Below are 12,250 nucleotides of genomic sequence, written 5' to 3'. Positions count from 1 at the left end.
AGTCTAACCAGTGCGGAGCGGTAGTTCAGTTGGTTAGAATACCGGCCTGTCACGCCGGGGGTCGCGGGTTCGAGTCCCGTCCGCTCCGCCACTTATTCGAGAGTCGTCTCATTAAACACGAATTACAGGGGTGTAGCTCCAATTGGCAGAGCAGCGGATTCCAAATCCGCGTGTTGGGAGTTCGAATCTCTCCACCCCTGCCATATTTAAGGCTCTAGCAGAAATGCTAGAGCCTTTTTCGTATATGAAGGAAAGAGTACCAGTCTAGCTGGAAGAGTAGCAGATTCCCCTAATGTTCAAATAGTGCGTGTTGGGAGCTGAGCCGCCAGCCCACTTGGTAGCAAGTCATATCGAATTTCCGGAGTGCCGGTCCAATCTACCCCTACCACCTTGTAAAGCCTCAGCGGAAATACTGGGGCTTTTTGCGTTTTTGTCTTTTCAGACTAACTCTGAGTGCTTGCTCGATAATTTACTCGAATCTGTTAGTTACCGACCTAGTTCTTCTGGGATCTTCTAAGTCTTCAACAGAAGTCCTGAAGCTTCTCCGCATCTTCGTTATTTAAAGTGAGTGTTGCCAGAAGCTAACGTGATAAGAGGTCGACTTCCTGTTATTATCGGCGCTAAATTCTAATAATTAGGAAGCAAGTCTATGCCACATCTTCGATTTAGAGCGGTCGAGCCACAAGCGGTTCAAGCGCTATCAACCCCACTTACTGACGAACTACAGCCTCTTATGGACTGCCCTCGCGAAGATTTTACGTTCGAATATATCTACAGTACATTTTTCAGCGAAGGTGAAGTAAGTGCTGCTTATCCTTTTGTTGAGGTTTTATGGTTCGATCGCGGTCAAGAAACGCAGAACAAGGTTGCAAAAGCAATAACTCAACAAGTACGTGGTATTGTGGGTGAAGATATCGATGTTGCGGTAATTTTCTCTGCACTCTCTCCTAAAGGCTACTATGATAATGGTGACCACTATTAAGGAATGAGCGTGATGAAGCTGAGTCTTTCTTTTTGTTTAAGTTTTCTATTCTCAGCTTCTCTTTATGCAACTCCGTGGGAGCAGGTCTCTGGTCCCACAAATAACACTTCTTCCTCTATCGGCAGTTATGCCAATGGCTGTCTAGACGGCGCATCTCCACTTCCTTTGGATGGTATTGGTTACCAAGTGCTACGTAGCAAAACGAAGCGTTACTATGGGCACCCACATACGATCAGTTTCATTCAAGAACTAGCAAAAAAAATGAATCAAGATTTAAGCACAACGTTGTTGGTTGGTGACTTGTCATTGGCTCGTGGCGGGCGTTTCTCTTCTGGACATTCTAGTCATCAAACAGGTTTAGATATCGATATCTGGTTGCGTCTAGCCGATGAACCTTTGTCGTACAATGAGCTCCAGCTGCCTAAACCAATGAGCGTAGTTGATCTTAAAAAATATAAGATTTTGGAAAACCGTTGGGAAACTCGACACTTTGAACTGATTCGTAGCGCAGCGCAAAGTGAGGATGTAGCTCGTATTTTTGTTCACCCGGTGATAAAAGAGCAACTTTGTAAGCAGGAAGGGGAAAAAGACAGAGGGTGGTTACGCAAAGTTCGCCCTTGGTGGGGGCATCATTATCACTTCCACGTTAGATTAAACTGTCCGGAGTCGAGTGCTAACTGCATCAACCAGGCTCCTCCTCCAGTGGGTGATGGTTGTGGAGCTGAACTTGCGAGTTGGCAACCTAAAGCTACGCCACCTCCCGTGGCTAAAAAGACAGTCAAAACTACGCCCAAGCCTAAGAAGAAAAAGATAATGCCGGCACAATGTCTGCCATTGATTACTAAGAAGTAAAGGGTAATTCCTTCCTATCAAGCTGCGATTAAACCTACTAGGTATCTCCATTATGAAACTGGAGAAAGATCATTCTTTTGTCTACAGTGAATAATACCAGTATAAAAACTAACCTAATTAGTTTTGGTGGCATATTACAGAAATCTAAATTAAACAAAGGGTTATGTGGTTTTTCTTGTAGTTATAACTCTGGTTTTACAAAGATCTTTTCGTCGCGATTCTCTGGTTTCTTAGCAATATGTCTGTTGGTTGGTGAAAGACAAATGGCAACGCAGACAAGTGTATTGAGGTGGGTATGGAGACTTTCCCCATCTAAGAGTTAATCAAGGACAAAACCATGACTATGATTTGTGCAAAAGAATTTGCAGAGTGGTTAAGACACAGATTTAGCAGTGAGAATAAGGGAGTCTATCTGACTCGAGAGGATGTTAATCACCTGACAGGACGTCAGCGTCTTGACCCAGGATTTGTTAATGATGTGCATTACGAACTAATGCAATATGGGATGGCTTTCGTTACGGATACGAGTCGAGAGAATTTCTATTTGATACCTGTCTCACAAGCTGAAAATTGGCGTGAAAGGCTAGAGTATCATTTCGAGAAAGAGCTCTTCTGCAACATTATTCCTATCGAGAAATCAGGTTAAAAAAAGGTTCAACTTTGAGCGCAAAGTTGAACCTCTTTCAATTACGCTAGCCCTTGAATAATCACGAACTTCTCTAGCAATTGCTCTTCAGTCTCGACATGATTTGGGTCGGTAATAATGCACTTCGTAATTGGACACACCGACTGACATGTTGGTTTTTCATAGTGACCTTTACACTCTGTACATAGAGCAGGGTCAATTTCGAAAATGCTGTCACCCATAGTAATTGCACCATTAGGGCACTCAGGGTCACACATGTCGCAGTTGATGCACTTATCGGTAATAAGTAGTGCCATGATTACTTACCAGTTGGGTTACGGGTATCCTGACCTGCATTTAAGTTACGCATCAACAGACCGTATTCCAGATCCATGTCTTCTGGAACCGGGATAAATACAAAGTGGCCGTTACCTTTTGCGTCTTCAATTGATTCTGACTTACGGTTTTCCATCGCTTCTAGCGTGAAGATTACGTTGCCTTTTGGCGTCATTAGCTCAAGGCTGTCACCAACGATGAACTTGTTCTTCACTTCAACTTCTGCCATGTCACCGCGACGTTTTCCAGTGAATTCACCAACAAATTGTTGTGCGTCAGATACAGAGTAACCGTAATCGTAGTTCTGGTAGCTGTCGTGAGTGTGACGACGTAGGAAACCTTCTGTGTAGCCACGGTGAGCTAGGCTTTCTAGCGTACCCATTAGGCTCTCATCGAATGGACGACCAGCAACTGCGTCATCAATCGCTTTGCGGTAAACCTGAGCAGTACGTGCACAGTAGTAGAATGACTTGGTACGGCCCTCGATCTTCAATGAGTGAACACCCATCTTAGTTAGACGTTCTACGTGTTGGATTGCACGCAGGTCTTTCGAGTTCATGATGTAAGTACCGTGCTCGTCTTCGAACGCCGCCATTTTTTCTTCTGGACGGTGACTTTCAGAAAGCAATACCACTTCGTCAGTTGGTTTGCCGCGACCGATAGTGGTTTCTGGGCGTTCGTCTGCGACTTCGATTGCTTGAGCTTCGTTTGGATCGAACGCTTCAACAATTTGACCGGCGTCGTTTTCTTTACCTTCTTCGACTTTATATTCCCAACGGCATGCGTTAGTGCAAGTACCTTGGTTAGGGTCACGCTTGTTGATGTAACCGGACAGTAGGCAGCGACCAGAGTAAGCCATGCATAGAGCACCGTGAACGAAAACTTCTAATTCAGTTTCAGGACAATGCTCGCGAATTTCTTCGATTTCTTCTAGAGAAAGCTCACGAGAAACGATCACGCGCTCAACACCGTTAGCAGCCCAGAATTTCACTGTTGCCCAGTTTACTGCGTTCGCCTGTACAGACAGGTGAATTGGCATTTCTGGGAACGCTTCGCGAACCATCATGATGAGACCTGGATCAGACATGATAAGTGCGTCTGGACCCATTTCTACCACTGGTTTAAGGTCACGGATGAAAGTTTTAAGCTTAGAGTTGTGCGGTTGGATGTTGCATACCACGTAAAGCTTTTTGCCTAGGGCATGCGCTTCGTTGATACCGATTTGTAGGTTTTCGTGGTTGAACTCGTTGTTACGTACGCGAAGGCTGTAGCGAGGTTGACCAGCGTATACTGCATCTGCGCCGTAGGCGAATGCGTAACGCATGTTTTTAAGGCTACCTGCCGGAGATAGTAGCTCTGGTACGAATGCTTTCTCTGTTGTCATTGCTCAATTCTCTTAATATCTGATCACAAGTCAGGCCAATTCCACCTCATGGAAATGGGGCGCAAATTTTACGTCAAAATGTGACCTGTGACTAGGAGAATTATGTTTTAGATAAACAAACGCCCTCAAAAAAAGTGAGGGCGTTATGGTTAATCTTTGTACGAAATTAAGCGTTAGGGTTTGGCAGACCGCCCAATGCTTCGTATAGATTTGGTAGGAAAGCGCTGAACTCGCCACACATTAGAGAGAAGTCTGCGTCGAAGCGAGCAGCCTGATCTTCGCGTGGGATATCATCGTTTTGGTCTTTTAGTTCATCAGAGAACTTCAGACGTTTGATGCCAGAATCTTCTGCCATGATGAATTCGATACGATCTTGCCAGTTCAGTGCTAGCTTAGTCACCACTTTATCTGCAGCGATGTGGTTGCGGATTTCATCGGTTGTAAGCTCTTGCTTCTTACAACGAATCACGCCGCCTTCTTCTAGCACAGACTTAAGCTCTGCTTCGTCCATCATTGTGATGCCTTGTGGTGTATCACCAGTTTTTACCCATTCAGTTAGAGTTGTTTCGATCGCAACTTCTGGGATTGCTGGTACAACAGGCAGGCTACCCATTGTCTTACGTAGTAGTGCCAATACGTCTTCTGCTTTTTTGTAGCTGCTTGCATCAACAAGGATAAAGCCTTCTTTTGGCATAATCAGCACGTAAGTGTGGCTGCTACGGCTGAACGCACGTGGCAGGAGGTCCATTACGATGTCATCTTTCAGGTTGTCTTTCTCTTTCTTTTTAAGAGGACGACCTTCCTGTGCTTCCATTGCTTCTACTTTTGCATTTAGTGAGTCTTTGATCACTGAAGCCGGCAGCATTTTTTCTTCTTTCTTAGCGCAAATCAGAATGCGGTTTTCAGAAACGTGCGTCATCATGTCGCCATTTCTACCCATCGCGCTAACCCAGCCAAACTTTTGCTTATCTTGGCTTCCACAAGGGGTGAATCGGAACTCGGCTAGTTGAGTTTCCAGTTGATCGGCGTTGAAGTTAACCTCGCGGTTAACGCGGTATACCAGACAGTTTTTAAACCACATAAATCTTCTCTAGGCTTGATGACAAGGGACTAATCATAGGGAATTTTCCCGGCGTTGTCCTAATTGAATTGAAAAAGATCATGATGAATCTCAAAAGAAAGTTATATGAAAATTTGTTTTCAAAGGTCACAAAAGTGTCATAATTGGTAGTAATAATGCTTATGCATAGAGGGGCGCTTTGTCCTTTAAATTCATTAGCTCAACTAACATAAGGTTATTCAATTATGTCTAGAAGGATTCTGGTTGTTGAAGACGAAGCTCCGATTCGCGAAATGCTATGCTTCGTGCTTGAACAGAAAGGTTATCAAGCAGTAGAAGCAGAAGATTACGACTCTGCGGTAACCAAACTGGCTGAACCCTTCCCGGATTTAGTGCTACTAGACTGGATGCTACCAGGTGGCAGTGGTATTAACTTCATCAAACACATGAAGCGCGAAGAGTTAACTCGCAACATTCCCGTTGTGATGCTGACAGCTCGTGGTGAAGAAGAAGACAAAGTGCGCGGCTTAGAAGTTGGCGCGGATGACTACATCACCAAACCTTTCTCACCAAAAGAGTTGGTTGCTCGCCTTAAAGCCGTTATTCGCCGCGTAACACCGACTGCGCTCGAAGATGTGATTGATGTACAAGGTCTGAAGTTGGATCCTGTTTCTCACCGTGTGACCGCAAATGATGAAGCGGTTGATATGGGACCAACAGAGTTCAAAATGTTGCACTTCTTCATGACGCACCAAGAGCGTGTTTACAGCCGTGAACAACTACTAAACAATGTTTGGGGCACCAACGTGTATGTAGAAGACCGTACCGTTGATGTACATATTCGTCGTTTGCGTAAAGCGCTTGAGGCCGCAGGTCACGACAAACTCATCCAAACTGTTCGTGGCGCAGGATACCGTTTCTCGACGAAGGCATAACATCGCTAGCAGCTTATCAATACCATTTCTGGAGTAATGAGTGGTTGAAAGATTGACTTGGAAAAAGCTGGCCTGGGAGCTGGCTTTTTTTTACACCCCTTGGGTGATAATAGGTTGGATATTCGGTTATATGCCGTGGTTGCTTTTGGCGGCCACGGCTTTGCAGCTTGTATGGCATTTGCATAATCAGGTGCGCTTGTCGGCTTGGCTGTGGGATGAAAAGCGTCTTACGCCACCGTCAGGTAGTGGCAACTGGGAATCGTTATTCAACGGTTTATACCGATTGCAACAACGTCAGCGTCGTAAGCGTAAAGAGCTTACCAATTTGATTCGCCGTTTCCGTAATGGTGCTGAATCGCTGCCGGATGCGGTGGTGGTGTTTCGTGCTGAAGGTAACATCGTATGGTGTAACAAGCTCGCGCAACACCTTTTGGGTTTCCACTGGCCGGAAGATTCTGGGCAACCTATTTCTAACCTCATCCGTACTCCAGACTTTATTAAGTACATCAATAAGCAAGACTTCTCAGAGCCGCTAGAAATGCGCTCGCCATTGAACGTTGAACGTATGTTGGAACTGCGTATCGTGCCTTATACCGAAGGGGAGCACTTGATGGTGGTGCGTGATGTGAGCCAACTTAAACAGCTTGAAGGTATGCGTCGTAACTTCTTCGCCAACGTATCTCATGAACTTCGTACACCGATGACGGTACTGCAAGGCTACCTTGAGATGACGGAAGATCCAGACATGATTGTTGGTCCAATGTGGACGAAAGCGCATGGGGTGATGACAGAGCAGCTCAACCGCATGAACAGCTTGGTTAATCAGCTTCTGACGCTGTCTAAGATTGAAGCGGCACCAATGCATGAGTTGGAAGATGTGGTCAATGTCCCTAGCATGTTAGAAGTGCTAGAAAAGGAAGCGGTAAGCCTAAGTGGTGATGATCAACATCAGTTGAAGTTCGACGTGGATTCTAGTCTGCGCGTGCTCGGCGATGATGACCAACTGCGTAGTGCTATCTCTAACTTGGTGTACAACGCGGTGAAATACACCCCATCTGGTGCACACATCAACGTTCGTTGGTATCAAACCGCACAAGGCGCTTGTCTAGAGGTTGAAGACAGCGGTGATGGTATTGAACCACAACACTTACACCGATTGACGGAGCGTTTCTATCGCGTCGATAAAGCCCGCTCACGAGATACCGGCGGCAGTGGTCTTGGCTTAGCCATCGTGAAGCACGCGTTGAGCCACCATGACTCTCATCTCGAAATTTACAGTGAAGTTGGTGTCGGCAGTAAGTTCTCCTTCATCCTACCAAGTCGTTTGGTGGTGAAGTAATGAGTGTCGTATCCAAAGCAATTAAGAAAATCACTCTAGCCACGTTGATGCTTTCCAGCGTGGCTGTTGCACAAGATAAACCGCTGCCGAATTATCAAAAGACAACGGGTATTGCGGGCAACTTATTGTCAGTCGGTTCGGATACGCTAGCGGGCATGACCACGCTTTGGGTGGAAGAGTTTAAATCTATCTACCCGAATATTAATGCTCAGGTTCAGGCGTCTGGTTCATCGACTGCGCCTCCGGCGTTAACAGAACAAACTGCGCAATTCGGTCCAATGAGTCGCTCAATGCGTATGCGTGAGATCGAAGCATTTGAGCGGGTGCATGGTTACAAGCCAACGGCGCTTCGTGTTGCGATTGATGCGATTGGTATTTTTGTGCACCAAGATAATCCAATCAAAGGGCTTAATTTCCATCAGTTGGATGCGATGTTTTCCGCGACTTTACGCTGCGGCGAAAGTGAGTTCATTACCAACTGGCGTGAGTTAGGCATCAAAGCCGAGTGGGCGAAACGTAACTTGCAGCTGTTTGGGCGTAACTCGGTATCGGGTACGTACGGTTATTTTAAAAGTAATGCCTTGTGTGGCGGTGATTTTAAAACTCGTGTGAACGAGCAACCGGGATCGGCGTCAGTGGTGCAGTCTGTGGCATCAACGATCAGTGGTGTAGGTTATTCAGGCGTAGGCTATCGCGTGGCGGGTGTTCGTTTAGTCCCAATTGCGAAAGCAGGCACAGATTACGTTAGCCCTGTACGTGAAAATATCATCTCAGGTAAGTACCCACTATCACGCTACCTCTATGTATACGTGAATAAACATCCGGACTATCCGTTAAGCCCAATTGAAGCTGAATTCATTCGCTTTATGTTCTCAGCTCAAGGGCAAGCGCTAGTTGCGAAAGACGGTTATGTTCCCATTACTGCCGATTTCGCTGCAGAGGAATTAAAAAAGGTCGGTTTATAAGCCGACCTTTTTCTTTATCTCATTGAGTTCGTAGTTAGAAGTTCAATGTCCATCCTGCGCTTTCCCAGCGTTGCTGTTCTTCCTGCAAATCTGCATCGAGCAGTTTGTTATTCTCCAACCAATCTTCCTCTGCGCAGGTAAGTACCCACTTATCTTCTTCTATCGATAATGTCAGCTCTGGTAGCGGGTCATCATTGCGTTGACCGTTGACCACAATCGCTAGACGCAGAATCTTAATTAAGTTGATGATGTCACTCTCTTTGTAGAGGTTAAACTCTGGGAACTCATTCAACTTGAGGGATTTACGTTGGAAGCGAGCTAAAGTCGCCAATACCAATTGCTGCTCGCGGTTAAAGCCGGGTAAGTTGGAGTGCAGCAGAATGTAGAATGAGTGACGATGGAAACCGCGCAGACTGATACTCAAGCCGACTTCATGCAGCAAAGCCGCCCATTCCAGTAAATCAAACAACTCACTTTTCTTCTTGATACCTAGTTCAGAACGAACATTGCACAGCATCTCTCTTGCATGACCTTTTACGCGTGCAGCGTGTTCGATATCAACGCGATGTTGTTTTGCTAGGTTTTCTGTGGTGCGCATACGAATATCAGAACGAGCGAAGCGTTCTTCCATTTCGTAGAGCAGACCTTCACGCAATGCGCCATCCGAGAAGAACATCTGGTTGATTTTTAGTGATAGGAAGATGGCAGACAAAATAGCCACACCAGCGGCAAAGACTGGCTTACGCTCGTCGGTTAGACCAACTAGTTCAATATCATCAATGGACTCAAATTCGCACAATGTGTCGATGAGCTTACCCAAACGCTTATTGGTGATCAGCCCATCTTCATGACCCAATCCAATCAAGACTTCGCGAATCGCTTTAATAGTACCTGAAGAGCCGAGGGCAATATCCCAGCCTTTCTTGCGGTATTTTGCAGCAATGGACTCCACGCGTTGCTCTGCGGCGAGAATCGCTTTGCTGAAGTTCTTGCGCGACAGTTTGCCATTATTGAAGAACTGCTCGGTAAAACTCACACAGCCCATTTGCTTACTGTTGAGAAGCTCTGGCTCAAACTCTTGACCAATGATCATCTCGGTACTGCCGCCACCAATATCGACGACCAACTTGGAGTTAGATTCTGCTTGGGTGTGCGCGACGCCGAGATAGATGAGGCGAGCTTCTTCTTCGCCCGGAATGATTTCAATTGGGAAAGGCAGCACCTCTTTGGCTCGTTTGATAAAGAGGTGGGCGTTGTTGGCGCGCCTTAAAGTGTGGGTGGCTGCAATTCTTACGTTTGAAGCTTCAAAGCCTTGCAAGCGTTCTGCGAACATCGCGAGGCACTCAAGACCTCGCTCCATTGCAGCATGGCTTAGGTTAAGCTCTGAATCGAGTCCGGCAGCTAAGCGCACTCGCTGTTTATGGCGGCTGACTAATTGCAGGTCACTTCCAACAACTTTCGCCACCACCATATGGAAGCTGTTCGACCCAAGGTCAATGGCTGCAATATGGCGTACATCTTGTTCAAGTATTTGAGGCATCTGCTTTTTGTTTTCTTGTTTGCTTCTCTATATTTTTAAGATAGTCGTAGATGGCAACTTGTGAGCGAACTTTTTTACGATTACCTCGCGGTACGTAGCTGTTGCTCATCTCTTTATCTATCAAACGAGCCTTTACTGTATCGGTAAAGTGAATGTTAGTTATATCAATAATTCGCTGTTTCAAACGTGGATCACGAACCGGAGCGGCAACTTCAATACGATGATCGATATTTCGCGTCATCCAGTCCGCTGATGAGATATAAACCTGCGGGTCACCATCATTGTGAGTGATGACGACGCGAGGGTGCTCAAGGAATCGGTCAACAATACTGATGATGCGAATGTTCTCGCTCACGCCTTCAATACCCGGTACTAGTGAACACATACCGCGGATAATCATATTGATTTTCACCCCGGCATTGCTCGCACCATAAAGTTTATTGACGATGCCTTTGTCGACCAAGTTATTCACTTTGATCGTCAGTGCTGCTTTCTTGCCGGCTTTTGCGTTGGCAATCTCCCCGTCAATCAGACGGTAGAGTTGTTTACGCGAATTGCGTGGTGAAACGATGAGGTGATTAAACCTGACTGGACGGTATGGGTTCTCGATATAGCCAAAGACGTTACGAACCTCATTGGTAATTTCTTGATCTGCAGTTAGCAGTGCGAAGTCGGTGTAGATGCGTGCGGTTTTCTCGTGGAAGTTGCCTGTACCGATATGCGCATAACGTACTATTTCGCCTTCTTCGCGGCGGCTAATCAGGAGCAATTTTGAGTGAATTTTCAGACCTGGTGCACCAAAGATAACGTGCACGCCTGCATCGGTGAGAACCTTTGACCACTCGATATTGGCTTCTTCATCGAATCTGGCTTGCAGTTCCACCACCACTGTTACGCTTTTGCCATTGTGCACCGCATCGATCAGTGAGTTCATCAAGCGCGAATCTTTGGCAACGCGGTAAATGTTAATCTTGATCGCCAACACTTTAGGATCGAAGGAAGCTTGGCGAACCAGTTCAGAGATGTGATCAAAGGTGTGATAAGGGTAGTAAAGCAAAATGTCTTTGGCTTTGATCGCATCGAAACTGTTGGCATAGCCTTCGAAGTCGGCACACTTCATCGGTGGCATGGGTTTGTTTTCTAGGTACTCACGACCGACATTTGGGAAGCCAATGAAGTCCTTAAAGTTGTGGTAACGACCACCTGGAATCAAACTGTCGTAGTTGGATATTTGCAGTTTGCTGCACAAGAAATCGAGCATCTCTTGCGGCATTTCACGCTCGTAAACAAAGCGCACTGGCATGGCTGTTAAGCGTTGGTTCACCCCTTCAGACATTTGTTCGAGCAAGCTGTATTCGATCTCTAGGCGTAAATCGTATTCGGCATCGCGGGTCATCTTCATCGCGTAGCCATTTAGCTCGTCATAATCGAAGAAGCCTTTAAACAGCTCATCCAGACAGTAACGGATGATGTTGTCGAGCAGAATGATGGTCTTGCGACGTTTGCCTTTTTGCTCCGGAACCATAACGAAGCGGGGTAGGTGGTCAGTTGGGATTTCGAGTAAAGCGTATTGGGAATGATCGTCTTTGCGCAGATCGACGGTAATGTAGGCGTATTCGTCTTTTAGAAACTGCAACACATCGATGTCATCTTTAATCAAAAGCGGAGTGATGTGTGGCATGACTTCTTTGCGAAAGTACTTGGTGATCCAGCGCTTTTGGGGGTCATCTAACTGGTTTTCGTTAACCAAGAAAATGCGGCGCCGCGCCATTTCTCGGATCAAATCACCGTACAGTTCATCAAATTGTTCGTTTAGCCTCAATGCTTTGGTTTGCATCTTAGTTAACAAGTGCTTAGAGTTATCGCTTCCACCTCGTTCTTGGCTGATCAAGATCCGACGTTTTACGTCTGCAAAGCGAACCTTGTAGAACTCATCTAAGTTATTGGAAAAGATCCCCAGGAAGCGAATACGTTCGATTAGGGGGACGGTTTTATCAGCGGCTTCTTGTAATACTCTCTCGTTAAAAGACAACCAACTAAGTTCTTTTTCTATATAGAGTTTTTCTGCGCTCATAACCTTACCTAGCCTAAAATGAAGTAAATCCGCACTCATCTGTGGGATAAAAAAGATGAGCCTGAACATTATGAGGTTTACGTTACAGATTTATTTCATAACACGGTCTGCATAAGAGTTGTATTCTTTTCAGTTGTTTAATGTGATCTGTAATATAA

At 45.9% G+C, this 12,250-nt stretch carries 11 protein-coding genes and 2 tRNA genes; 8 read left to right on the top strand and 5 right to left on the bottom strand.

The genetic code is table 11. The features are described 5' to 3' along the window. The first annotated feature begins 14 nt into the window (after positions 1-14). The 5 genes from OH459_RS09475 to OH459_RS09455 all read left to right on the top strand — a co-directional run bounded on the left by OH459_RS09475 (position 15) and on the right by OH459_RS09455 (position 2,480). Positions 15-91: transfer RNA gene (locus OH459_RS09475), tRNA-Asp, on the top strand. Positions 92-126: 35 nt separating this feature from the next. Next, positions 127-203 (top strand) — tRNA-Trp (locus tag OH459_RS09470). 446 nt (positions 204-649) lie between these two features. Then, positions 650-982 carry a DUF1904 domain-containing protein gene (locus tag OH459_RS09465; protein ID WP_269986478.1) on the top strand — a complete coding sequence of 111 codons (333 nt, stop codon included), beginning with the start codon at positions 650-652 and terminating at the stop codon, positions 980-982. Positions 983-994: 12 nt separating this feature from the next. Then, positions 995-1,834: a penicillin-insensitive murein endopeptidase gene (gene mepA / locus OH459_RS09460; RefSeq protein ID WP_269986482.1), complete on the top strand. Its 840-nt coding sequence runs from the start codon at positions 995-997 to the stop codon at positions 1,832-1,834. Positions 1,835-2,171: 337 nt separating this feature from the next. Continuing rightward, positions 2,172-2,480, top strand: coding sequence for a hypothetical protein (locus OH459_RS09455; protein WP_005445270.1), 309 nt, complete (start codon positions 2,172-2,174; stop codon positions 2,478-2,480). A gap of 41 nt (positions 2,481-2,521) precedes the next feature. Here the strand turns inward: OH459_RS09455 and OH459_RS09450 are convergent, their stop codons facing one another. From OH459_RS09450 to rdgC, 3 genes are all read right to left on the bottom strand, one after another. Further along, a complete protein-coding gene (locus OH459_RS09450) occupies positions 2,522-2,776 on the bottom strand; it encodes a YfhL family 4Fe-4S dicluster ferredoxin (protein WP_005445273.1) in 255 nt (84 codons plus the stop codon). Between the two features lie 2 nt (positions 2,777-2,778). Then, a complete protein-coding gene (gene trhP / locus OH459_RS09445) occupies positions 2,779-4,179 on the bottom strand; it encodes a prephenate-dependent tRNA uridine(34) hydroxylase TrhP (RefSeq protein ID WP_005440369.1) in 1,401 nt (466 codons plus the stop codon). A 166-nt stretch (positions 4,180-4,345) separates the two neighbouring features. Then, on the bottom strand, positions 4,346-5,260 hold the full coding sequence (gene rdgC / locus OH459_RS09440) for a recombination-associated protein RdgC (RefSeq protein ID WP_005445276.1): 915 nt from the start codon (positions 5,258-5,260) through the stop codon (positions 4,346-4,348). Between the two features lie 224 nt (positions 5,261-5,484). Here rdgC and phoB point away from each other — a divergent pair, with 224 nt between their 5' ends. From phoB to OH459_RS09425, 3 genes are read left to right on the top strand one after another with little or no spacing between them, the layout of a single operon-like run. After that, the gene (gene phoB / locus OH459_RS09435) at positions 5,485-6,174 is read left to right on the top strand and encodes a phosphate regulon transcriptional regulator PhoB (RefSeq protein WP_005424836.1); all 690 of its coding nucleotides are present in this window, start codon (positions 5,485-5,487) and stop codon (positions 6,172-6,174) included. A gap of 40 nt (positions 6,175-6,214) precedes the next feature. Continuing rightward, the gene (gene phoR / locus OH459_RS09430) at positions 6,215-7,513 is read left to right on the top strand and encodes a phosphate regulon sensor histidine kinase PhoR (protein WP_239970122.1); all 1,299 of its coding nucleotides are present in this window, start codon (positions 6,215-6,217) and stop codon (positions 7,511-7,513) included. Beyond that, on the top strand, positions 7,513-8,478 hold the full coding sequence (locus tag OH459_RS09425) for a PstS family phosphate ABC transporter substrate-binding protein (RefSeq protein WP_050904014.1): 966 nt from the start codon (positions 7,513-7,515) through the stop codon (positions 8,476-8,478). The genes phoR and OH459_RS09425 overlap by 1 nt, the downstream gene beginning before the upstream one ends. 34 nt (positions 8,479-8,512) lie before the next feature. On the opposite strand, the gene ppx is transcribed toward OH459_RS09425, so the two are convergent. After that, entirely contained in the window at positions 8,513-10,018 is a 1,506-nt protein-coding gene (gene ppx / locus OH459_RS09420; RefSeq protein ID WP_269986475.1) for an exopolyphosphatase, read from the bottom strand. Next, positions 10,002-12,092 carry a polyphosphate kinase 1 gene (gene ppk1 / locus OH459_RS09415; protein ID WP_180825780.1) on the bottom strand — a complete coding sequence of 697 codons (2,091 nt, stop codon included), beginning with the start codon at positions 12,090-12,092 and terminating at the stop codon, positions 10,002-10,004. Before ppk1 ends, ppx begins: the two co-directional genes overlap by 17 nt. Positions 12,093-12,250: the final 158 nt, after the last annotated feature.

Origin of the sequence: Vibrio sp. MM46 (assembly GCF_027587135.1) — a bacterium.
GTDB classification, from domain to species: Bacteria; Pseudomonadota; Gammaproteobacteria; order Enterobacterales; family Vibrionaceae; genus Vibrio; species Vibrio harveyi.
Note: the sequence above shows the minus strand (reverse complement) of the source record. Positions and strands in the feature narration are given on the sequence as shown.